The 21,256-nt window shown below is 71.7% G+C and carries 13 protein-coding genes; 6 read left to right on the top strand and 7 right to left on the bottom strand.

The features are described 5' to 3' along the window. Positions 1-21: 21 nt before the first annotated feature. Both dnaE and ASD35_RS25855 read right to left on the bottom strand, forming a co-directional pair. Positions 22-3,579 carry a DNA polymerase III subunit alpha gene (gene dnaE, locus ASD35_RS25850; RefSeq protein ID WP_056877838.1) on the bottom strand — a complete coding sequence of 1,186 codons (3,558 nt, stop codon included), beginning with the start codon at positions 3,577-3,579 and terminating at the stop codon, positions 22-24. A gap of 49 nt (positions 3,580-3,628) precedes the next feature. Further along, positions 3,629-4,159 (bottom strand): hypothetical protein, encoded by a 531-nt coding sequence (locus ASD35_RS25855; RefSeq protein WP_157275779.1) that lies wholly within the window; start codon positions 4,157-4,159, stop codon positions 3,629-3,631. 272 nt (positions 4,160-4,431) lie between these two features. On the opposite strand from ASD35_RS25855, the gene ASD35_RS25860 reads away from it, so the two are divergent. The 3 genes from ASD35_RS25860 to ASD35_RS25870 are packed head-to-tail and all read left to right on the top strand — an operon-like array spanning position 4,432 to position 7,296. Next, a complete protein-coding gene (locus ASD35_RS25860) occupies positions 4,432-5,409 on the top strand; it encodes a glycoside hydrolase family 43 protein (RefSeq protein WP_056877840.1) in 978 nt (325 codons plus the stop codon). Next, positions 5,388-6,302: a hypothetical protein gene (locus ASD35_RS25865; protein WP_056877841.1), complete on the top strand. Its 915-nt coding sequence runs from the start codon at positions 5,388-5,390 to the stop codon at positions 6,300-6,302. The genes ASD35_RS25860 and ASD35_RS25865 overlap by 22 nt, the downstream gene beginning before the upstream one ends. Before the next feature lie 49 nt (positions 6,303-6,351). Further along, entirely contained in the window at positions 6,352-7,296 is a 945-nt protein-coding gene (locus tag ASD35_RS25870) for a peptidylprolyl isomerase (protein WP_056877842.1), read from the top strand. On the opposite strand, the gene ASD35_RS25875 is transcribed toward ASD35_RS25870, so the two are convergent. From ASD35_RS25875 to ASD35_RS27480, 5 genes are all read right to left on the bottom strand, one after another. After that, a complete protein-coding gene (locus ASD35_RS25875) occupies positions 7,281-9,152 on the bottom strand; it encodes a ferrous iron transporter B (RefSeq protein ID WP_056877843.1) in 1,872 nt (623 codons plus the stop codon). The genes ASD35_RS25870 and ASD35_RS25875 overlap by 16 nt on opposite strands. After that, the gene (locus tag ASD35_RS25880; RefSeq protein ID WP_082580477.1) at positions 9,145-9,408 is read right to left on the bottom strand and encodes a FeoA family protein; all 264 of its coding nucleotides are present in this window, start codon (positions 9,406-9,408) and stop codon (positions 9,145-9,147) included. The genes ASD35_RS25875 and ASD35_RS25880 overlap by 8 nt, the downstream gene beginning before the upstream one ends. Before the next feature lie 80 nt (positions 9,409-9,488). After that, positions 9,489-13,283 carry a response regulator gene (locus ASD35_RS25885; protein ID WP_056877844.1) on the bottom strand — a complete coding sequence of 1,265 codons (3,795 nt, stop codon included), beginning with the start codon at positions 13,281-13,283 and terminating at the stop codon, positions 9,489-9,491. Next, positions 13,280-14,512, bottom strand: a complete 1,233-nt coding sequence (locus ASD35_RS25890; protein ID WP_056877845.1) for an urea ABC transporter substrate-binding protein — start codon at positions 14,510-14,512, stop codon at positions 13,280-13,282. Before ASD35_RS25890 ends, ASD35_RS25885 begins: the two co-directional genes overlap by 4 nt. Before the next feature lie 11 nt (positions 14,513-14,523). Beyond that, positions 14,524-15,690 (bottom strand): hybrid sensor histidine kinase/response regulator, encoded by a 1,167-nt coding sequence (locus tag ASD35_RS27480; protein ID WP_056877846.1) that lies wholly within the window; start codon positions 15,688-15,690, stop codon positions 14,524-14,526. A gap of 139 nt (positions 15,691-15,829) precedes the next feature. Here ASD35_RS27480 and ASD35_RS25900 point away from each other — a divergent pair, with 139 nt between their 5' ends. The 3 genes from ASD35_RS25900 to ASD35_RS25910 are packed head-to-tail and all read left to right on the top strand — an operon-like array spanning position 15,830 to position 21,251. Continuing rightward, positions 15,830-18,133 carry a hybrid sensor histidine kinase/response regulator gene (locus ASD35_RS25900; protein ID WP_056877847.1) on the top strand — a complete coding sequence of 768 codons (2,304 nt, stop codon included), beginning with the start codon at positions 15,830-15,832 and terminating at the stop codon, positions 18,131-18,133. Further along, the gene (locus ASD35_RS25905) at positions 18,133-20,148 is read left to right on the top strand and encodes an ATP-binding protein (RefSeq protein ID WP_056877848.1); all 2,016 of its coding nucleotides are present in this window, start codon (positions 18,133-18,135) and stop codon (positions 20,146-20,148) included. The genes ASD35_RS25900 and ASD35_RS25905 overlap by 1 nt, the downstream gene beginning before the upstream one ends. Next, on the top strand, positions 20,145-21,251 hold the full coding sequence (locus tag ASD35_RS25910; RefSeq protein WP_056877849.1) for an HD-GYP domain-containing protein: 1,107 nt from the start codon (positions 20,145-20,147) through the stop codon (positions 21,249-21,251). The genes ASD35_RS25905 and ASD35_RS25910 overlap by 4 nt, the downstream gene beginning before the upstream one ends. The last annotated feature ends 5 nt before the right edge of the window (positions 21,252-21,256 follow it).

The raw sequence follows: 21,256 nt of genomic DNA on the forward strand, positions 1-21,256 counted from the left end.
AATCATCGCCGATGGCAGGCCTCATCCGGCCTCGTAGATCACCTCAGCTGCCGTGCCCAATTTCGCTAAAGCTTCATCTGCGGGCCAGAAACGGCTGGCCTCACCCAGTTCCACCAGCCAGCGCGCGCCGACCTTGTCGCCGTCCGGCTCGGCCTTGACCGCCACGCGCACCGGCAGGCCGACCTTCCTCGTGCCGCCCTCCTCCGTTTCGATGTCGCGTGGCGGGAAGCGCTGAACGAGCTCATGCAGCAGGCCGGCCGCCCCCGCATTGCCCAGCAGCAGGTGGCGGCCGAAGCGCGCCCGCGCCGCGGCCAGGCTCCACACCGCCTGCACGTTCATGCGCAGGCCGCCGGAGAAGCGGTCGTTCTGCACCTTGCCCTGGGCAATGATGAGTTCGTCCTCGGCCAGCAGTTCCTTGTTGGCGTTCAGCAGCTCCTCGTTGGCGACGGCCTCGATGGCGTCGCTCTTGTCGTCGATCTTGAAAATGGCCACGCGGCCACGTTGGCCGTTGATGACGCGCATGCCGCTGACGATGCCGGCCACCAGCGTGGGCTCGCGGCTGTCCTGCAGGTCGGCGATCTGGCGCTTGACGATGCGCCGCACCTCGGCGCCGCTCTGGTCGAACAGGTGGCCCGACAGGTAGAAGCCGATGGCCGTCTTCTCCAGCGACAGGCGCTCCTTGATGCTCCACTGCGGCGCGTCGACGAGATCGGGCTCGGCGGTGCTGGAGGCGTGCGAGTCGCCGAAGTCGAACAGGCCGCCCTGGTCGGCATTGGCCTCGGTCGTCTCGGCATGCGTGTAGCCGCGCGCGACGCTGGCCAGCAGCTTGGAGCGCTCCGGGTTGATGCTGTCGAAGGCGCCGGCCTTGATGAGCGCCTCCACCACGCGCTTGTTGACCGACTTGCGGTCCACCCGCAGGCAGAAGTCGTAGAAGCTCAGGAACGGCCCGCCGGCCTCGCGCGCCGCGATGATGGCCTCGATGGCGCCGCGGCCCGTGCCCTTGATGGCGCCCAGGCCGTAGTTCACGCTGCGATTCGTCAGCGGCTCGAAACGGTAGACACCCTTGTTGACGCAGGGCGGCTGGAACTCGATGCCGAAGATCTTGGCATCGTTGAGCAACACCTTGAGCTTGTCGGTGTCGTCCATTTCGATGGTCATGTTCGCGGCGTAGAACTCGGCCGTGTAATGCGCCTTCAGCCAGGCCGTGTGGTAGCTCAGCAGCGCATACGCGGCGGCATGCGACTTGTTGAAGCCGTAGCCCGCGAACTTCTCCATCAGGTCGAAGACCTCGTCGGCCTTCGCCTGGTCGATGCCCTTCTCCGCGGCGCCCTTGCGGAAGATCTCGCGGTGCATGGCCATCTCCTCGGCCTTCTTCTTGCCCATCGCGCGGCGCAGCATGTCGGCGCCGCCCAAGCTGTAGCCGCCCAGCACCTGGGCCGCCTGCATCACCTGCTCCTGGTAGACGAAGACGCCATAGGTCTCCTCCAGCACCTGGCCCAGCAGCGGATGCGGGTACTCGATGACCTCCTTGCCGTGCTTGCGCGCCACGAATGACGGGATCAGATCCATCGGCCCCGGCCGGTACAGCGACACCAGCGCGATCAGGTCCTCGAAGCGCGAGGGCTTGGCGTCCTTCAACAGTCGCTGCATGCCGGGCGATTCGAACTGGAACACGCTCTCCGAGTAGCCGTCGCCGAAGAGCTTGAACACCTTGCGGTCGTCCAGCGGCACGTTGGCCCAGTCGAAGTCCTTGCGCTCCGGGTAGCGGGCGACGATGAAGTCCTTGGCCAGCTCCAGGATGGTCAGCGTGGCCAGGCCCAGGAAGTCGAACTTCACGAGGCCGATGGCCTCCACGTCGTCCTTGTCGAACTGGCTCACCGCCGAGGTCGAGCCGGGCTGCTGGTACTGCGGGCAGAAGTCGGTGATCTTGCCGGGCGCGATCAGCACGCCGCCGGCGTGCATGCCGATGTTGCGCACCATGCCCTCGACGCGCGCGGCCAGCTTCAGCAGCTCGGCCACCTCCTCGTCGCTCTTCTCGCGCTCCTCCAGCTCCGGCGCCTCGTGGCGGGCGTAGATGACCTTGGCCTTGTCGGGGTCGAAATTGGGCGGCAGCCTGGCCAGCGTCACCGTCTTGCCCGGCGGCGCGGGGATGAGCTTGGCGATGCTGTCCACATGGCCGAAGCCCATGCCCAGCACGCGGCCGATGTCGCGCAGCGCCGCCTTGGCGGCCATCGTGCCGAACGTCGCGATCTGGCTGACCGCCGGGCGGCCGTACTTGTCCTTGACGTAGTCGATGACGCGGTCGCGGTTGCCCTGGCAGAAGTCGATGTCGAAGTCGGGCATGGAGACCCGCTCCGGGTTCAGGAAGCGCTCGAACAGCAGGTTGTACTTGAGCGGGTCCAGGTCGGTGATGAGCAGCGCGTAGGCGACCAGCGAGCCCGCGCCCGAGCCCCGGCCCGGGCCGACCGGGCAGCCGTTCTCCTTGGCCCAGCGGATGAAGTCCGACACGATGAGGAAGTAGCCCGGGAAGCCCATCTTGATGATGGTGTTCAGCTCGAACTCCAGCCGCTCGACGTAGCGCGGGCGTTCCTTCTCTCGCTCCACCTCGTTGGGGAACAGGTGCTTCAGCCGTCCGACCAGGCCCTCGTGGCTCAGCTCGCGGAAGTACTGCTCCATCGGCATGGGCGTGCCGTCGGCCAGCAGCGGCGTCGGGAAGTTGGGCAGTTGCGGCTTGCCCAGCACCAGCGTCAGCGAGCAGCGGCGGGCGATCTCGGTGGTGTTCTGGATCGCGCTCGGGATGTCCTTGAACAGCTCCCGCATCTGCGCCTGCGTCTTGAAATACTGGCTGGGCAGGAAACGCTTGATGCGCTTGGGGTTGGCCAGCGTCTCGCCCTCGGCCACGCAGACGCGCGCCTCGTGGGCCTCGAAGTCCTCTTCGCCGAGGAACTGGATCGGATGGGTCGCGACGACCGGCAGGCCCAATTCCGCAGCCAGCGGCACGCTGGCCTGCACCAGCGCTTCCTGCCCCGGCAGGCCGGCGCGTTGCAGCTCGATGTAGAAGCGGCCGGGGAAGACGGCCGACAGGCGCTCGGCCCATTCCCTGGCGCGCACCTTGTCGCCCTGCATCAGCGCCTGCCCGAGGCCGCCGTGCTGCGCGCCCGACAGGCAGATCAAACCGCCGCCCAGTTCCTGCAGCCACTCCCACTTCAGGCAGGCCTGGTTGCGCTGCACGTTGTCGATCCAGGCACGCGACAGCAGTTCGCTCAGGTTGAGATAACCCTGCTTGTCCTGCACCAGCAGCAGCAGCCGCGTGGGCGGCTTGTCGGTGGCATCGGTCTCCAGCCAGCAGTCCGCGCCAAGGATGGGCTGCACGCCCTTCTTGCGCATCGCGCTGTAGAACTTGATGCCGCCGAACAGGTTGGCCAGGTCGGTGATGGCCGCGGCCACCTGGCCGTCGGCGGCGGCGGCGTCCGCCGCGTCATCGGTGCGCAGCGTGCCGTCGACCACCGAGAACTCGGTGTGCATGCGCAGGTGGACGAAGGGCAGGTCTGGCGAACTCGTAACAGCGGTCTCGGGCATCGCGGCATTGTAGGAAGCCGCCATGCCCGCCCGGGAGCTCAGCGCCGGTTCACAGCGACCGCAGCACGTGGCCGCCGCCCAGGGTCAGCAGGTCCTGGGTCACGTCGGCCTCGTGCGCGGAGACGGGGTGTGTGACGACCGACCACTGGCCGTGCTCGCTGGCCTCACGCACTTGGGCGGTCACACGGGCGCGGTCCGGCCGCAGCGTCAGCAGGCCGGCCGCCAGCATGCCGACGAACACGCCGTACACACCGCCCAGCGCCACCGTCGCCCGCGGCGAGGCGAGCGCCGCCGGCCATCCTGCGGCAAGTACCAGCGCCGCCAGTGCGAGGCCGCCGAGGGCGCCGGCCAGCCCCAGCCACGCATGGGAACGAAGCAGCGTGTGCCAGATGCCGTTGGACTCCGGCTCCATCTTGCGGCCCAGGCGCGGGTCGCTCGGCGTGATCAGCGCGATGCCCAGCTTGCGCGGCGAAACCGTCCGCAACGCATGGAAGGCCCGCGTGGCGCTGCCCCGGTCTGGGAAGGTGGCGGCAACGAGCGTCAGTGACCGCTCGCCAAACAGATGCAATGCGGAATTCATGATGACCTCTGCCGGCAGTTCCTGGGCTTTCATTGAATCCCGACGCGGCAAATATGGGCAGCCCTCCGGCGCCTCGACCTGCCGTCAGCACCGGCCTACGCGACCGATAACGTATGACTTTTGAGCGATACGAATTCCAGGATCGGCGTTAGCGCGGGGATACCACGCCGAAATAGTCATGTTTAATGGATTCGACCGGGGCCAACGGTGGCGCCGGTCGCGATCGACGAAGCCCGCCCGCACGAGGCGGCCCGCCACACGGAGACAAACCCATGTTCCTGCCCCTGAAGCGCCTGGCGCGCTTGATCGCCGGCTGCGCGCTCGCTGCCGCCTTGGTTCCTGCGCAAGCCGCGCCATGGACGCTGACGGGCGCCATCGGCACCCACGATCCGCACATCTACAAGACCAGTTCCACCTGGTGGCTGTTCGAGACCACCGACAACGGCGGCATCGGCGTCAAGTACTCCAGCAACGGCACGGCCTGGACGCAGGGCGGGCCGATCTTCAGCGGCGGCCTGGCCTGGTGGAAGACCTACCTGCCCACTGACAAGACCGCCATGGTCTGGGCGCCGGGCTGCGGCGAGTACAACGGCCTGGGCTACTGCTACTACGCGATCTCCAGCTTCGGCTCGCAGAAGTCGGCCATCGGCCTCACCACCTCCGCCGGCGGCATCGCGGCCGGCCAGTGGGTGGACCAGGGCGCCATCCTGACTTCCAAGTCCGGCGACGGCTACAACGCCATCGATCCGGCCTTCGTGCTCGCCGCCAACGGCGACCCCTATCTCGTGTTCGGCTCGTTCTGGAACGGCATCCACATCACCCGCGTCAGCAAGGTGAACCTCAAGCCGCCGACAGGTGGCATCGTCAACATCGCGCGCGATACGGTCAACGGCATCGAGAACGGCTTCGTCGTCAAGAAGGCCATCAACGGCACGACCTGGTACTACCTGTTCGCGTCCAAGGGCGCCTGCTGCAAGGGCGCGAACAGCACCTACCGCATCGTCGTCGGCCGCTCGACGTCCATCACGGGCCCGTACAGCGACAAGGCCAGCGTGGCCATGATGTCCGGCGGCGGCACGGTGCTCGCGTCCAGCGGCTCGCGCTTCAAGGGGCCGGGCGGGCAGTCGCTGCTGGCCGACGGCTCCGTGATGGCCTGGCACGCCTACGACGCGCAGAACAACGGCGCACCCGTCCTCTTCATCGGCAACGTGACCTGGGGCGCAGACGGATGGCCGCAAGCGGTCTGGTGATCGCACCGCCGACGGCCCTGGTGCTCGGGATCGTCGGGGTCGTCGGGGTCGCGCTGCTGGCCTGGGCTTGGTGGGGCCCGCCAGCGGGGGATGCCGTGGCGCCCCGCCGGGCCGCCGTGGTGGCGGCCGTGGTGACGGCCGCGCCGCAGCGCGTCGCGCCGGAGCCGCCGCCACGGCAGGCACCTGCCCCGCGCGTGATGCCGGCAGCCCCCTCGGCAGTCAGCCTGAACGACCTGCTCGCCGCGCCCGAGTCGCAGCTGCGCACCAGCCTGCATGCCGCGCTGGCCGCGCGCGCCCAAGGCGGGCGGCTCTATGCCCGCGCGCTGGCACGGCGCTGCGCCGACCTGGCCGGGCTGCAGATGGCCGCGCAGCCCGACGTCAACGACGCCCGCCACCAGCGCGCCGCCACCCGCCAGGCGGCGCTGGCGGCGGGCTGCGGGCAGTTCGCGAACGCCGAATGGCTGGGCTTCGTCAATGTGGCCGCGGACGAGCCCGGCGGCGACCCGCTGCTGGCGGTGCAGCAGTCGGACCTGGACGACGCCGCTCTGCTTCAGGCGGTGTTCGCACGGCCCGACGCGCTGCTGCTCGACGAACTCGGCGAGCGCCTGCTGCGCCGGCGCATCGGCGGCGAGGCCGTCCTCTACTTCGATGGCCAGCGCTTCGACAGCGAGACCGACGCCGCCCTCGCCCAGGCTGCGCTGCGCCTGCTGCCCTGCCAGTTCGGCCTCGCGTGCGACGAGCGCGACCCGGAGGTCTGGCTGGCCTGCCTGCGTGGCGATGGCTGCGCGGGCTCGCGCGCCGAGCAGCAGCCCGCCGCGGCGCAGGCGCTGGCCGCGCGCCTTGCGGCCGCCCTGCGCGGGCGCGAGCTGGGCCGCTTCCTGCCGCCATCCTGAGGGTTGTGCGGGCTTGTGGCTGCAGTGCCGGCCGGTAAGCTCGGCGCCCATGAAAACCACCCTCCTCCCGCTGGCGCTGGTCGGCGTGCTGTCCACCGCCATCGCCGCGCCGCCCAAGCCCGCCGTCAAGCCTGCGCCCGCCAAGACCGCCCAGCAGATCCTGGCCGCCTCGCCCGCCAGCGACTGGCGCGACCTCGACGCCCAGAACACGCTGCTGATGGAACTTGCTGCGGGCCAGGTCGTCATCGAGCTGGCCCCGCGCTTCGCCCCCGCCCACGCGGCCAACATCCGCGCGCTGGCCCGCGGCGGCTACTGGGACGGCCTGGCCGTCCTGCGCGTGCAGGACAACTTCGTGACGCAATGGGGCGACCCCGACAGCGAGGACGCAGCCAAGGCGCGCCCGCTGCCCGCCGGCGCGCTGCCCAAGCTGCCGGCGGAGTTCTCCGTCCCCATCGACAACATCGGCAAGGCCGCCGGCTTCAACAAGCTGCCCGACGTGGAAGGCTGGGCACCGCGCACCGGCTTCGCCCAGGGCTTCGCGGTGGCGGCCGACCCGAAGCTGGGCAAGGCCTGGCTGGCGCATTGCTACGGCACGGTGGGCGCGGGCCGCAGCGACGCGGTCGACTCCAGCAACGGCACCGAGCTCTACGTCGTCATCGGCCAGGCGCCCCGCGGGCTGGACCTGAACATCACGCCGGTCGGCCGCGTGCTCAAGGGCATGGAACTGCTGTCCGCCCTGCCCCGCGGCGCGGCGGCGATGGGCTTCTACGACAAGCCCGAGCAGCGCACCGCCATCCAGCGCGTGCGCCTGCTGGCCGACGTGCCGCCGGCCGAGCGGCCCGCGCTGCAGGTGCTGCGCACCGAGTCCAGCACCTGGAACCAACTGCTCGACGCGCGCCGCTACCGCGGCGGCTGGTTCGTGCACAGCCCCGGCTACATCGACATCTGCAGCGCGACCGTGCCGACGCGCCCCACCCCTCAAGCGCCCAAGTAGAGCGCCACGCGGTAGGTGATGAACGATGCCAGGTAGGCCAGGCCGAACAGGTAGGCCATCATGATCGCGGGCAGCTTGTAGCCGCCGGTCTCGCGCTTCACGGCGGCCAGCGTCGCGATGCACTGCGGCGCGAAGACGTACCAGGCCAGCAGCGACAGCGCGGTGGCCAGGCTCCAGGTCTGGGCGATCAGCGGCGCGAGCGCCTGGGCGGTGTCGTCGCCGGTGGCCGACAGCGCATAGACGGTGCCCAGCGCACTGACCGCGACTTCGCGCGCCGCCAGGCCCGGCACCAGCGCCAGGCTGATCTGCCAGTTGAAGCCGATGGGCTCGAAGATCTTGGCCAGGCCGGCGCCCAGGTAGCCGGCGATGCTGTACTGGATGGGCGCTCCCGTGGCGCCTGCCGGCGGCGCCGGGAAGCTGGACAGCAGCCACAACGCCAGCGTCAACAGCAGGATGATGCCGCCCACGCGCTGGATGAAGATCATGGCGCGCTGCCACAGCCCGATGGCGATGGAGCGCGGGTGCGGCCAGTGGTAGCTGGGCAGCTCCATCATCAGCGGCCGCACCAGCCTGCCGGTGCTGGTGAAGCGCTTGAGCACCCAGGCCACCGCCATCGCGCCGAGGATGCCGGCGACATACAGGCCGAACAACACCAGGCCCTGCAGTTCGAAACCGCCGATATCGCGGTTGGGAATGAAGGCGCCGATCAGCAGCGCGTACACCGGCAGCCGCGCCGAGCAGGTCATCAGCGGCGCGATCATGATGGTGACGAGCCGGTCGCGCGGGTTGGCGATGGAGCGCGTGGCCATGATGCCGGGGATGGCGCAGGCGAAGCTCGACAGCAGCGGGATGAAGCTGCGCCCCGACAGGCCCACGCTGCCCATCAGCCGGTCCAGCAGCAGCGCCGCGCGCGGCAGGTAGCCCGACTCCTCCAGCACCAGGATGAAGAAGAACAGGATCAGGATCTGCGGCAGGAACACCAGCACGCCGCCGGCACCCGCAATGACGCCGTCGACGATGAGGCTGTGGAACCAGCCTTCGGGCAGCACCTTGCCGACCTGCTGGCCCAGCCAGGCCATGCCGCCCTCAATGAGCTGCATGGGCGCCTCGGCCCACGAGAACACCGCCTGGAACAGCAGGAACAGCAGCACCGCCAGGATGACCGAACCCGCCACCGGGTGCAGCAGCACGCGGTCGACGCGGTCGCTGGGCAGCGTGGGCAGCTCCTGGTCGAGGCGCAGCGCGCGCAGCCAGGTCTTGACGGTGACGTGGTCGTCGACCTGCTGCTCCCCCGACATGGCCGGCGGCGCAGCCTCCCAGACCTCGGGCCTGTCCAGCATCGCGCGCAGTTCGTCCAGGCCTTCGCGGTGGATGGCCACGGTGCGCACGACCGGCAGGCCCAGCTGGGCGCTCAACGCCGCGGGGTCGACGACGAGGCCGCGGCGGGCGGCCAGGTCGGCCATGTTGAGCGCCACCACCACCGGCAGGCCCAGCCGGCGCACCGCCAGCAGCAGGCGCAGGTTGCGGCGCAGGTTGGTGGCGTCCAGCACGCAGACGACCAGGTCGGGCCGCTTCTCACCCTTGGCACGGCCGGCCAGCACGTCGCAGGTGACGCGCTCGTCCGGCGAGCGCGGATGCAGGCTGTAGGTGCCCGGCAGGTCCAGCAGGCGCAGTGTCTTGCCGGCGGCTGAAATGAGGCGCCCCTCCTTGCGCTCGACGGTGACGCCGGCGTAGTTGGCGACCTTCTGGTGGCTGCCCGTCAGGCCGTTGAAGAGGGCCGTCTTGCCGCAGTTGGGATTGCCGACGAGCGCAACCAGCTTGCCGCCGCGGTGGACGTGGACGACCGACTCAGCCATGGGCACGCGGCGTCACGGCGATGCATTCCGCCTCGGCATGGCGCAGCGCGAACGTCGACTGCCCGACGCGCACGACCAGGTTGCCCGTGCGCTCGGCGCCACGGCGCAGCACGCGCACCGCCTCGCCCGGCAGGAAGCCGAGGTCGGACAGCCAGGACGCCCACTCCGGCGAGTGCGCGGGCGCGCTGACCTGCTGGACGGTCAGCGCCTGCCCGGCGGGGGCGGCGGCGAGGCTGGAAGGCAGCGGCTCGGACATGGGTGCGGGCTCGGCAGGCAAGCGCATTGATGAGAATGATTCTCATTGTAAGCGAGCCCAACCCGTCGCTGCGCGAGCGGTCAGCGGGGATTGAGTGCGTCCAGCAGCTGATCGCAGGCCTTGAGCGCCTTGGCAAAGTCCAGCCGGGCGATGGCGGCCGACAACGCGGCGAAGTCGGGCCCGAGGGCGGCGCCGTGGCCGGCCAGTTGCTCGCAGGCCGCCACGGAGCGCATGTTGCGCTCCACCAGCAGTTGGCGCAGCCGCCGCAGCGCCTGCAGCGGGTCGACGTCCTCCCTGGCCGCCGCCTGCGCCGATGGCGGCACCAGTGCGGCCAGCGTGTCGTCCAGCAGCCGCTGCAGCGTATCGACTTGCGCCGCCTGCACGCCGCCCTCGCCCCGCACGGCCTGCTCCTGCGCACCGGCCAGCGCCGCCAGCGCGTCCGCGCCGACAGCTCCGGCCAGGCCGCGCAGCGTGTGCAGCACGCGCACGGCGTCCGGCACCGAGCCCTGGCGCAGGTGCCGGCGCAGCGCCAGCATCTCCGCGGGCACGTCCCGGGCGAACGACGTGATCAGCCGGTCGTACAAGGCCTGGCGGCCACCCAGCCGACCCAGCGCGGCGTCCCGGTCCAGCAGCTGCGGCGCTGCGGTCGCGGCAGGCGTGGCGGGCGCGACATCGGCCCGCCCGACATGGCGGCGCAGGCAGGCGACGAGCTGCTCCAGCTCCACCGGCTTGGCGACGTGGTCGCGCATGCCGGCGGCCAGGCAGGCCTGGCGGTCGGCGTCCATCGCGTTGGCCGTCATGGCGATGATGCGGCTGCCCGGGCGCTTCTTGAGGATGCGCTGCGTCGCCTCGAAGCCGTCGATGTCGGGCATCTGCAGGTCCATCAGGATGGCGTCGAACGGCGGCTCGGTGACGAGCGCGAGATGCACGCCCTCCACGCCGCCGCCGGCCAGCGTGACGATGGCGCCCTCGTCCTCCAGCAGCTCCTGCGCGACCTGCTGGTTGAAGCCGTTGTCCTCCACCACCAGCAGTCGCATGCCGGTCAGGCGCTGCACCCCGCCCTCGGCGCGCGCACGCGGCTCGCCCTGGGTGGCCTCGGCGACGGCGTCCTGCAGCATCGAGGCCGTCACCGGCTTGACGAGATAGCCGCCCAGGCTCTGCACCTCCTGCTCGCTGCGCTCGGCGAGCAGCTCGCGACCGTGGGCGGTCACCATGATGATGACCGGCGCGTCGGACTCGTGGCTGTCGCGGATGCGCTTCGAGGTCTCCCAGCCGTCCAGCCCCGGCATGCGCCAGTCCATCAGGATGAGGTCGTAAGTCCTCGACGGACCGCCCCGAGAGGACTGTGCCCCCTCGGGGGGTGGGTTGGGCGCAGCCCTGCCTTCGGCGGCCAGGTGCACGAGCGCCAGCGCCTGCTCGCCGCTGGAGGCCAGGTCGCAGTCCCAGCCCAGGCTCGCGGCGATGCCGTACAACACCTCGCGCGCCATCGGGTTGTCGTCGACGACCAGCACCTTCAGGCCCGGCCGTGCCGGCGTCCGGCCGCGTTCGGCCGGGGCCTCCGACAGCGTCAGCTCGAAGTGGAAGCGGCTGCCCTCGCCGACCCGGCTGTCCACGCGCAGCTCGCCGCCCATCAGTGCCACGAGGCGTCGGCTGATCGCCAGGCCCAGGCCGGTGCCGCCGTAGCGTCGCGACGTCGACTGCTCGGCCTGGCTGAAGCCGACGAAGATCTGCTCGAGCTTGTCGGGCGCGATGCCGATGCCGGTGTCGCTGACCTCGAAGCGGATGCGCGCCTGCCCGGCCGTCTCCTCCAGCAGCGTCAGCGTCAGCACCACCTCGCCGTGCTCGGTGAACTTGAGCGCGTTGCCGGCCAGGTTCAGCAGCACCTGGCGCAGCCGCGTGGTGTCGCCAACCAGCGCTGCCGGCAGCCGCGGGTCGAGGCGGAACAACAACTCAATGTCCTTGGCGCCGACATTGGCAGAGAGGATCACGGCCAGCTCGCGCATGAAGTCGCTGAGTTCGAAGTGGTGCGGGTCCAGCACCATCATGCCGGCCTCGACCTTGGAGAAGTCCAGCACGTCGTTGATGACGGCCAGCAGCGCCTGCGCCGCCGTGCGCGCCTTGCTCGCATAGTCGTGCTGGCGCGGGCTCAGCTCGGTGCGCAGCAGCAGGTTGAGCATGCCCAGGGCGCCGCTCATCGGCGTGCGGATCTCGTGGCTCATGTTGGCCAGGAAGTCGCTCTTGGCCTGGCTGGCCGCCTCGGCGGCGACACGGGCGCGCACCAGCTCGGTCTCGGCGCGGTGGCGCTCGGTCACGTCGACCAGCATCTGCACGAGGTTGACCAGCCGGCCGCGACGGTCGCGGATGGCGCTGGCGCTGCCGTCGACGAACAGCTCGCCGCCGCCGGGCAGTGCAAAGCCACGCTCGAAGCGCACGTGCGCCAGCCGCGCGGCGGCCAGGCGGTCCAGCTCGCCGCCCGGCAGGTGGTTGGCGCGGAAGTCCGGCAGGTCGGCCAGCCGGGCGCCGCGCAGCTCGTCGGCGGTGCGGCAGAGCATCGCCGTCAACGCCTGGTTCACGTCGAGGATGACGCCCTGCGCATCGCACAGCGCGATCCCTACCTGGGCGCGCTCGAACACGCCGCGAAAGCGCTGCTCGCTGTCGTTCAGCGCCCGGGTGCGCTGCTCCACGCGGGCCTCCAGCAGCTGCTTCTCGACCACCAGCTGCTCGGTCATGCGGTTGAAGTTGCGGGCCAGCTCGCGGAACTCGCTGAAGCCGCAGATGGGCGCCCGCTCCTCCAGGCTGCCGCCGGCAATGCGCGCCACGGCGCGGTTGAGCATCTGCACGGGCTCCACCAGCCGGCGACCCAGCAGCAGCGCCAGGCCGAGGGCCAGCAGCAGTGCGAGGCCAAGCGCGGCCAGCAGGCGGTTGCGCAGCGCGCGGGCCGGCGCAAAGGCCTCGTCGGCATCGATGTTGACGGCGATGCCCCAGTCCAGCGCCGGCAGGTGGCGCCAGGACGAAATGATCTCCACGCCGGCGTAGTTGCGCGTCAGCCCGCTGCCGCTTTCGCCGCGCAGGCCGCGCAGCGCGGGGATGGCGTCGGTCGCGTGCAAGTCCAGCGGCCGGCTCGCCACCTCCGGTGGCATGCGCGGCAGTTCGTTGACGAAGAGCGCCTGGTCGCCGCTGCGCTGCACCAGCACGGTCTCGCCCGTCAGCGCCAGGCCGGCGCGGTCGGTTGCCACACGCAGCAGGCGGTCGAGGTCGAGCTGCAGCACGATGCTGCCGAGCACCCGGTCGCCGTCGATGACCGGCTGGACGTGGAACAGCGTCAGCGGCCCGCCACCGCGCAGCCGCATGAGGGGCGTGAGCTGGCCGTCCAGCCGGCCGATGGCGCGGCGGTGCGCGGCGAGCAGCTCGCTGCCCTCGAACGCGCCGCCGTCCAGCCGGGCCAGCCCGGGGCTGGAGCCCGCCGGCGGCTTCATCGCGAAGCCGATGCGGCCGTCCGGTTGAACCAGCAGCAGGTTGCCGTACTTGCCGGTGTCGTCCAGCCGGGCATAGAAGGCCCGACTGGCCGCCGGCACGCGCGTGGCGGCGGCGTCGCGCCCCTGGCTGAGCAGGTCGCGCGTGTCGCTCGCCTGGGCGGCGAGCAGCGCGTCGGTCTGCACCTCGTTGAGGTACTCGTTGATCTCGGCGACCTTCTTGCGCGCGATCGCCACCAACCCCTCGGTGACGGTCTCGCGCAGGCTGCGCTCGAAGCTGGCGAGCTGCCAGAGCCCCATCAGGCCCAGCGGCAGCATGGACAGCAGCAGGAAGCCCAGCAGCAGCGCCGGGCCGATGCGCCAGGCGCGCCGCGTCGATTCGGCAGCAGGCGGCGAGATCACGGCGGGCCTCCCGGGCGCGCGACGATGGCGGCCCAGTGTGCGGTCGACCGGAACGCCGGCCAGACGGCAGGCTTGACGGGGCGCGAGGCCTGCCAGACTTCGCCAAGCTGGCCATCGGGCTTCACGTGGGCGATGCGCAGCTGGCGCCACAGGTGGCGCGTCTGCGCATCCACCGCCGCGTAGCCGTGCGGCGCGTCGACGCTCTGCTGCACGACGTTGGCGTTGACCACGTCAGTCTGCACGCTGCCCACCTCCCGCACCGCCGCCGCCCACAGCCGCACCGCCACGTAGGCCGACACGGCCGGGTCGCTGGCCTGGGCGGCCTCGCCCTGGCTGGCGCGCAGCCGCGCGAGAAAGGCCGCGTTGGCCGCGCCGGGCAGCGACTGCAGATAGCTCCAGGCCGTGAAGTGACGCCCCAGCCGGCCGCCGCCATAGGCGCGCATCTCGGGCTCGGCCGCCGTGAAGGACAGCAGCGGCAGATCGGCCAGCCCGGCGGCGACCAAGGCATCGAACAAGGCGCCGTTGCTGTCGCCGCTGACGGTGCTGAGGACGAGGTCGGGCCGCAGTGCCTGCAGGTCGGCGATGGCGGCACCCACGTCGAGCGAGTCCAGCGGCAGGTAGCGCTCGCCCAGCACACGGCCGCCGCCCAGCTGGATGAACTCTCGCAGCATGGCGTTGACGCGGCGCGGGAACGGGCCGTCCGAGCCGATGAGGTAGACATGCCGGCCGAAGCCGCTCATGGCCCAGTCGGTCGCCGGCAGCACGTGCTGGTTGGGGATGGGGCCGGTGTAGATGACGTTCGGGGAGCGCTCCATGCCCTCGTGGGCGAGCGGGTAGAACAGCAGGTGGCGCCGCGCCTCGACGACCGGCCGCACCGCCTGGCGGCAGGCCGACGTCCAGCAGCCGAACAGCGCGACGGCGCCGTGTTCGTCGATCAACCGCGCGGCCGCCGCGGCGGCCACCGCGGGGTCGGAGCGCGTGTCCTCGATGCGCAGCTCGACGCGCCGGCCCAGCAGCCCACCGGCACTGTTGATCTCCTCGACGGCCAGCTGGACGGCCGCCACCAGCGCGCGCCCGCTTGTCCCCATCGGGCCGGTCAATGCCTGCAGCTGGCCGATGACGATGGGACCATGTTCCGCGCCGGAGGCCGGCTTGCGCCACAGGTAGGCGCCCAGCGCGAGCGCGGACAGCAGGATCAGCCCACCGAGCAGCGCGAGCCGGGCACGCATCTGGGCCTGCCTCAAGCCGTCGCGCGCCGCGCCTCGGGCGAGATCAGCGGCAGCGTCAGCCGCACCGTCGTGCCCACGCCCGGCGTGGACTCGACCTGGAGCTGGCCACCGAGCGCGAACGTGACGAGGTTGCGCACGATGTAGAGACCCGGCTCGCCGCGGTTGGGGCCGAAGCGCGTCGAGAAGAACGGGTCGAAGACCCGGCCCAGCATGCCCGGCGGGATGCCGACGCCGTGGTCCTGCACGGCGATGGTGAGCTGGTCGGTGCCCAGCGGCCGCACACGGATGTGGACCTCGCCGCCGCTCTCGCGGTAGGCATGCTTGACGGCGTTCTGCATCAGGGTCGACAGCACCTTGGCGAGCGCGCCGCGGAAGCTCAGCAGGTGCAGGTCGTCGCCGGCGTCCAGCTCGCAGTGCACCTGGTGCGCCGCGAGCGCGCCTGCCAGCCCGGCCACCACCTCGTGGATCAGCTCCAGCAGCGAGAAGCTGCGGCGCTGGTCGCCGAAGTTGTCGGCCGTGGACTGCAGGAAGGAGTCGACCACCGACAGCGTGCGCTGCAGGTTGGACAGCACCAGGCCGACGCCCTCCTCGCTGACGCGCAGGTGCCGGTCCAGGTCGCTGCGCTTGAGGCTGCCGGCCTGCACCAGCGCGCGCAGCTGGGCCAGGTCGTCCTGCAGCGTGCAGGCCGAGATCAGCGCGTTGCCCAGCGGCGAGGACAGCTCCTGTGCGATGCCTGAAATGGTGCGGCCGACCGAGGCCAGCTTGTCGCGCTGGAAGAGTTCGATCTGCGAGCGCGCGAAGCTCTCGGAAGCCAGCTTGAGCGCCAGCTGCGTGCGCACCCGCGCCTTGACGACGACGTCGACGAAGGGCTTGGGGATGTAGTCCACCGCGCCATGGCCGAAGCCCTGCGCCTCGTCGGCGGCGCTGCCCTGCACGGTCACGAAGATGACGGGAATGCCGCGCGTGCGCGGATCGGCCTTGAGCCGGTCGCAGACTTCATAGCCGCTCATCTCGGGCATCAGCACGTCGAGCAGGATGAGGTCGGGCAGCTGCTGGCTGCAAAAGGCCAGCGCCTCGGCGCCGCTGGTGGCCATCGAGACTTCGCATTCGTCCACCAGCAGTTGGTAGAGCGCATGGATGTTGCTCGGCTGGTCGTCGACAACGAGGATGAGCGGCATGGCGGACCAGAATAACCCGCGGTCCCCGCTGACGCGCAGGCGCCCGGCCCGGGGCTTTCCCCAGGCCTCGAACGTGCATTCCGTCGCACATTTGATGCCTGGCGGCCACCCATAATCGGCCGGCTTCATGCGACCGCCCATGCCCCCGCGCACGCTCACGCTCGCACTCCTCTGGCTGGCCATGGCGGCGCTGTCGGCGCTGCTGGCCCTGCTCCTGAGCCTGCGCGCCGGCGCCGGCGGCGCAATCGACGCCGCGCTGGCCCTCAACCTGCTGCTGCTGCCCCTGCCGGCGCTGTGCGCGCTCGCGCTGCGCCGCCGCACGAAGTCGGCCCACCAGGCCGCCACCGAAGCCAAGACGCGCTTCCTGGCGCAGATCAGCCACGAGATCCGCACGCCCATGAACGCCATCATGGGCATGACCCAGCTGGCCCTGCAGACGCCGCTGACGACCGAGCAGCGCGACCTGCTGACCAAGGCCGACGCCGCGTCACGCACGCTGCTGGGGCTCATCGACGACGCGCTGGATGTCGCCAAGATCGAGGCCGGCCACATGCAGATGGCGTCGCAGCCGCTGCAGTTGGAGGAGGTCGTCGCGCATGCCGTCGAGCGGGTGCGGCCGCTGCATGCCAACCCGGCCGTCGCGCTGGTCTGCGACTGGGCCGACGCCAGCCTGCTCGACGGGCGCGGCAGGCTGCTGGGCGATGCGCTGCGCCTGCAGCAGGTGCTCGTCAACCTGCTGTCCAACGCCCTCAAGTTCACGCCCGCCGGCCAGGTGCTGCTGCGCCTGGCGGCCGCGCCGACCGACACGCAGGGCCGCGTGCCGCTGCTGCTCACCGTGCAGGACAGCGGCGTCGGCATGGGCGCCGAGCAACTGGCCGGGCTGTTTCGCGAGTTCACGCCGGGCGACGCCACCATCCCGCGCCGCCATGGCGACCCGGGCCTGGGGCTGGCCATCACGCGCCGCCTCGTCGAGCTGATGGGCGGCAGCCTGGAGGTGCAGAGCCAGCCCGGGCACGGCACCAGCTTCGAGATCCGGCTTGCGCTGCCCGTCGATGCCGCCGCGGCCCCGGCCCCGGCCGCGCTGAAGCCCCGGCCGCTGCTGCTCGCCGACGCCCACCCCGCCAGCCGCGAAGCGACGCTGGCGCTGCTGCGCCACCTGGGCCTGGGCGAGCACCTGGCCGCCAGCGCCGATGTCGCGAGCATGCTGGGCGCGCTGGCCACCGCGCGCGAGGCCGGCCGCCCTTTCGACTGGCTGCTGCTCGACTGGCATCTCCCCGGCCCCGGCCCGACGGGCGCGGAGCTGCTGGCCCGGCTGCGCCGCGACCACCCCGCGCTGCGCGTCGCCGTGCTGGGCCCGTCGGGGCAGGACGACGGCTCGGCCCAGGCGCGGGCCTTCGGCGCGCGCGCCGTCTGCCCCCGGCCGCCGCTGCCGGGCGAGCTGCGCCGCCTGCTCGGCGAATCGGCCGGCGGGCGGGCCGCGACCGTCGACACCCAGTCGCTGGCCGGCCTGCGCGTGCTGCTGGTGGAGGACCATCCCATCAACCAGGAGATCGCCCTGCGCCTGCTGAGCAGCCGGGGTGCCGTCGTCGACGTGGCCGGCAACGGCCAGGAAGGGCTGGACAAGCTGCTGGCCGCCGGTCCCGGCGCCTACGACCTGGTGCTGATGGACCTGCAGATGCCGGTGCTGGACGGCTTGAGTGCCACGCGGCGCCTGCGCGAGCTGCCGGGCTTCGAGACCTTGCCCGTGCTGGCCATGACGGCCCACGCGCTGGCCGAGGAGCGCGCCCAATGCCTGGCTGCGGGCATGCAGGGCCACATTCCCAAGCCTCTGGACGTCGCGCGCCTGGTGCGCGAACTGCAGCACTACCGCCCGCCACCGGCGCCCGCCCCGGCCCAACCGGTGCTGGACATCGGCGCCGGGCTGCGCCAGTTCGACGGCCAGGCGGCGCTGTACCGCCGTACGCTGCAGGGCTTCGCCGATCAGTACGCCGGCGGGCTGGCGGCCTGGCCGGGCTGGCTGGCGAACGGCGAATGGGCCGAGCTGCGCCGCGCCGCGCACACATTGCAAGGCCTGGCCGCGACGCTGGGCGCGCGGTCGCTGCACCGCATGGCGCTGGCGCTGGAGCACAGCGCCGCCGCCAGCGACGCCGCCGCGGCGGGCGGTCAGCTGGCCCGTGTCGACGCGGCGCTGGCGACGCTGCTGAGTGAGATCCGCGAGGCGCTGTCCCGGCCCGCCACCGACGAGGCGCCCACGGCGCAGGGCGCTGGCGACCTCGCCGACCTGCGCCAGCTGCTGAGCCAGAGCGACAGCCGGGCGCTGGACTGGTGGCAGGCCCATGGCCGGCACGCCGCGCTGGATGCGGCGACGCGGCAGCGCGTCGAGCAGGCGCTGGCGGCGCTGGATTTCGACGCCGCCGTCCTCGCGCTGAAGGGCGGTGACTGATGACCCGGCCCACCATCGTCATGCTCGGGCCGGTCGGCACGCGCTGGCTGTTCGCCCTCATCGTCGCGTCGGCGCTGCTCGCCTGGGGCAGCGAAACGGCGCTGGGCGTCATCGACCCCAACGACCGCGTCGCCTATCCCTGCATCGCCGTGGCCTTCTCGGTGCTGGGGGTGCTGACCTGGCGCCAGCCGCAGCGGCTGCGGCGCTGGCAGCGCTGGGGCGTCACGCTGCTGGCGTTGTATTTCAGCCTGGGCATGCTGGCCTTCACGCTGCGCCCGGACCCCGGGCCCAGCCTGTACACGCTCGGCAGCTTCGCGCCATGGACGCTGGGCGGCAGCCTGCTGCTGTTCACGACCTGGCGCGCCGGCCAGGCGCTGCAGATTTCGCTCGGCCTGCTGGCGCTGATGCTGGCGCCGCCCACGCTGCTGCGCTTTGCCGGCCAGCCGCCGGACTGGCTGGTCGGCGCCTGGCCGCTGCTGGCCAACCTGGCGCTGTGCCAGACGATGTTCTGCCTGGCGCTGTGGGGCCTGTCGCGCCAGCTCGCGCGGCTCACCCAGCTGGCGCCAACGCCCAGCGGCCTGGCCACCGCGGCCGACCTCGTCAACGCCCGCCTGGCCGAGCTGGAGCGCTCGCGCGCCGCGGCCGAGGCGGCGTCGCGCGCCAAGTCCGACTTCCTCGCCAACATCGGCCACGAGATCCGCACGCCGATGAACACCGTGCTGGGCCAGGCCCGGCTGCTGTTGACCGACCGGCTGACCGCCAGCCAGCGTGGCCAGCTGCATGAGGTGGTGCGCGCCGGCGAAGCGCTGGTCAAGCTCATCGACGGCCTGCTGGACTACGCCGACCTCGATGCCGGCCGCCTGCAGCTGGCCGCGGAACCGCTGCGCCTGGAGCTGCTGCTGGGCAGCGCCTTCGACGCCGTGCGGCCCTCCGCGCAGGCCAAGCAGCTGGAGCTGCTGTGCGACATCGCCTCGCCCGCGCTGCTCGGCCCCGCCGGCGTGCGCCGCGGCGATGCCGCCCGGCTGGCCCAGCTCATCACCGAGCTGCTCGTCAACGCCGTCAAGTTCACGCCCGCGGGGCAGGTGAAGCTGACCGCCGCGCTGGACGCGGAGGGCGCCTGGCGGCTGTGCGTGCGTGACAGCGGCCTGGGCTTGTCCGCCGAGCAGCTGTCGCGGCTGTTCACCCCTTTTGCCCAGGCCGAGGCGGGTGCCACGCGGCGCTTTGGCGGCACGGGCCTGGGCCTGGCCATCTGCCGCGCGCTGGCCGAGCGCATGGGCGGCTCGCTGACCGCCCGCAGCACGCCGGGCCGCGGCAGCGAGTTCGAGCTGGTGCTGCCGTTGCCGCCCTGCCCCGAGCTGCCGCTGCCGCCGCTGGCCCAGCCGCGCAGCGTCCTGCTGGTGCAGGCACCGCACAGCGCCGGCCATGAGGGCCTGATCGGCCTCGTCAAGGCGCTGGCGCCGACGGCCGGTGTCGAGGTGCTGACCCAGGGCAGCCAGGCGCTGGAGCGCCTGCGCCGCACGCCGGCCAGTCAACCGCACGACCTGCTCATCGTCGACTGGGTGCTGCCCGACATGGAGGGCAGCCAGCTGCTTGCCCGGCTCGTCGACGCGGGGCCGCCGCGGGCGCAGCGCATCGTGCTGCTGAGCGCCTTCGACACGCCGGTGCTGCGCGAGCGCGCGCTGCGCCAGGGCGCGCAGGCCTTGTGCGCCAAGCCGCTGCTGCCGCACACGCTACGCCGCCTGCTGGACCTGGAGCGCCCACTGCCCGCCGAGGCGCCGCCCCCCGCGCCGCTGGACACCGGCGCGCCCGCCACCGACCCGGCCGCGCTGATCACCGAGCTGGACAGCCTGCTCAGCGACGCCGACAGTGATGCGCTCTCGCTGTGGGAGCAGCACGAGTCTGCCTTCATCGACATGCTGCCGGCGCGGCGCGCCAAGGCGCTGGCCGGGGCGATGCAGCGCTTCGATTTCGACGAGGCCCAGGCCGCACTGCGCGGGGAGAGCAAGAAACCATGACGCCACCCGAAATCTTCGCCGTGTCACCCCAGGCCACCGTCCTCGTCGTCGACGACACGCCGGCCAACCTCACGCTGCTGGCCCAGGTGCTCAAGCCCCACTACCGGGTGCAGCTGGCTGTCAGCGGCGCCAAGGCGCTGGAGATCTGCCGCCGCCAGCCGCCCGACCTGATCGTGCTCGACGTGATGATGCCGGAGCTGGACGGCTACGAGGTCTGCCGCCAGCTCAAGGCCGCCCCGGCGACGCGCCGCGTGCCGGTGATTTTCCTGACCGCGCTGACGCGCACCGAGGACGAGAGCGCCGGCTTCGAGGTCGGCGGCGCCGATTTCATCCACAAGCCGTTCAACCCCGCCACCGTGCTGGCGCGCGTGCAAACCCACCTGCAGCTCAAGCTGGCCGAGGACCACCTGCTGCGCCACAACGCGCAGCTCAGCGGCGAGCTGGAGGCGCGTCGGCGCGAAGTGGAACGCCTGCGCGACACGACGCTGTTCGTGATGGTGAGCCTGGCCGAGTTCCGCGACGCCGACACCGGCAACCACATCCAGCGCACGCAGGAGTACGTGCGCACGCTGGCGCGCTGGATCGCCGCCCAGCCTGACGGCCCCGTCGAGCTGACCGAGGCGGCCATCGACGAGCTGGCCAAGGCGGCGCCGCTGCACGACATCGGCAAGGTGGCCATCCCCGACGGCATCCTGCTCAAGCCGGGCAAGCTGACGCAGGAGGAGTGGATCATCATGAAGACGCATGCCGAGCAGGGCGGCGACCTGCTGCAGCGCGCCATCGACAAGCTCGGCGACGACGCCGGCCTGATGCTGACCTACGGCAAGCAGATCGCCCGCCACCACCACGAGAAGTGGGACGGCAGCGGCTATCCCGACGGCCTGACGGGCCACGCCATCCCGCTGTCGGCCCGGCTGATGGCTGTCGCCGATGTCTATGACGCGCTGATCAGCGTGCGGCCCTACAAGACGGCCATGAGCCACGACGAGGCGCTGGCCTTCATCCGCAACGGCAGCGGCAGCCACTTCGACCCGCGCGTGGTCGAGGCGCTGGACGCCTGCCTGGACGAGGTGCGCGGCATCGCCTCCCGCTGGGCAGATTGAGGCGC

Source organism: Pelomonas sp. Root1444 (genome assembly GCF_001426885.1).
Classification (GTDB): domain Bacteria; phylum Pseudomonadota; class Gammaproteobacteria; order Burkholderiales; family Burkholderiaceae_C; genus Pelomonas.

Bases quoted from the DNA above. Each gene is read 5' to 3' on its own strand.
- ASD35_RS25870 (WP_056877842.1), top strand. From the start codon at position 6,352: ATGAAAACCACCCTCCTCCCGCTGGCGCTGGTCGGCGTGCTGTCCACC.
- ASD35_RS25860 (WP_056877840.1), top strand. From the start codon at position 4,432: ATGTTCCTGCCCCTGAAGCGCCTGGCGCGCTTGATCGCCGGCTGCGCG.
- ASD35_RS25910 (WP_056877849.1), top strand. From the start codon at position 20,145: ATGACGCCACCCGAAATCTTCGCCGTGTCACCCCAGGCCACCGTCCTC.
- ASD35_RS27480 (WP_056877846.1), bottom strand. From the start codon at position 15,690: ATGCCGCTCATCCTCGTTGTCGACGACCAGCCGAGCAACATCCATGCG.
- ASD35_RS25875 (WP_056877843.1), bottom strand. From the start codon at position 9,152: ATGGCTGAGTCGGTCGTCCACGTCCACCGCGGCGGCAAGCTGGTTGCG.
- ASD35_RS25880 (WP_082580477.1), bottom strand. From the start codon at position 9,408: ATGTCCGAGCCGCTGCCTTCCAGCCTCGCCGCCGCCCCCGCCGGGCAG.
- ASD35_RS25865 (WP_056877841.1), top strand. From the start codon at position 5,388: ATGGCCGCAAGCGGTCTGGTGATCGCACCGCCGACGGCCCTGGTGCTC.
- ASD35_RS25890 (WP_056877845.1), bottom strand. From the start codon at position 14,512: ATGCGTGCCCGGCTCGCGCTGCTCGGTGGGCTGATCCTGCTGTCCGCG.
- dnaE (WP_056877838.1), bottom strand. From the start codon at position 3,579: ATGCCCGAGACCGCTGTTACGAGTTCGCCAGACCTGCCCTTCGTCCAC.
- ASD35_RS25855 (WP_157275779.1), bottom strand. From the start codon at position 4,159: ATGAATTCCGCATTGCATCTGTTTGGCGAGCGGTCACTGACGCTCGTT.
- ASD35_RS25900 (WP_056877847.1), top strand. From the start codon at position 15,830: ATGCCCCCGCGCACGCTCACGCTCGCACTCCTCTGGCTGGCCATGGCG.
- ASD35_RS25905 (WP_056877848.1), top strand. From the start codon at position 18,133: ATGACCCGGCCCACCATCGTCATGCTCGGGCCGGTCGGCACGCGCTGG.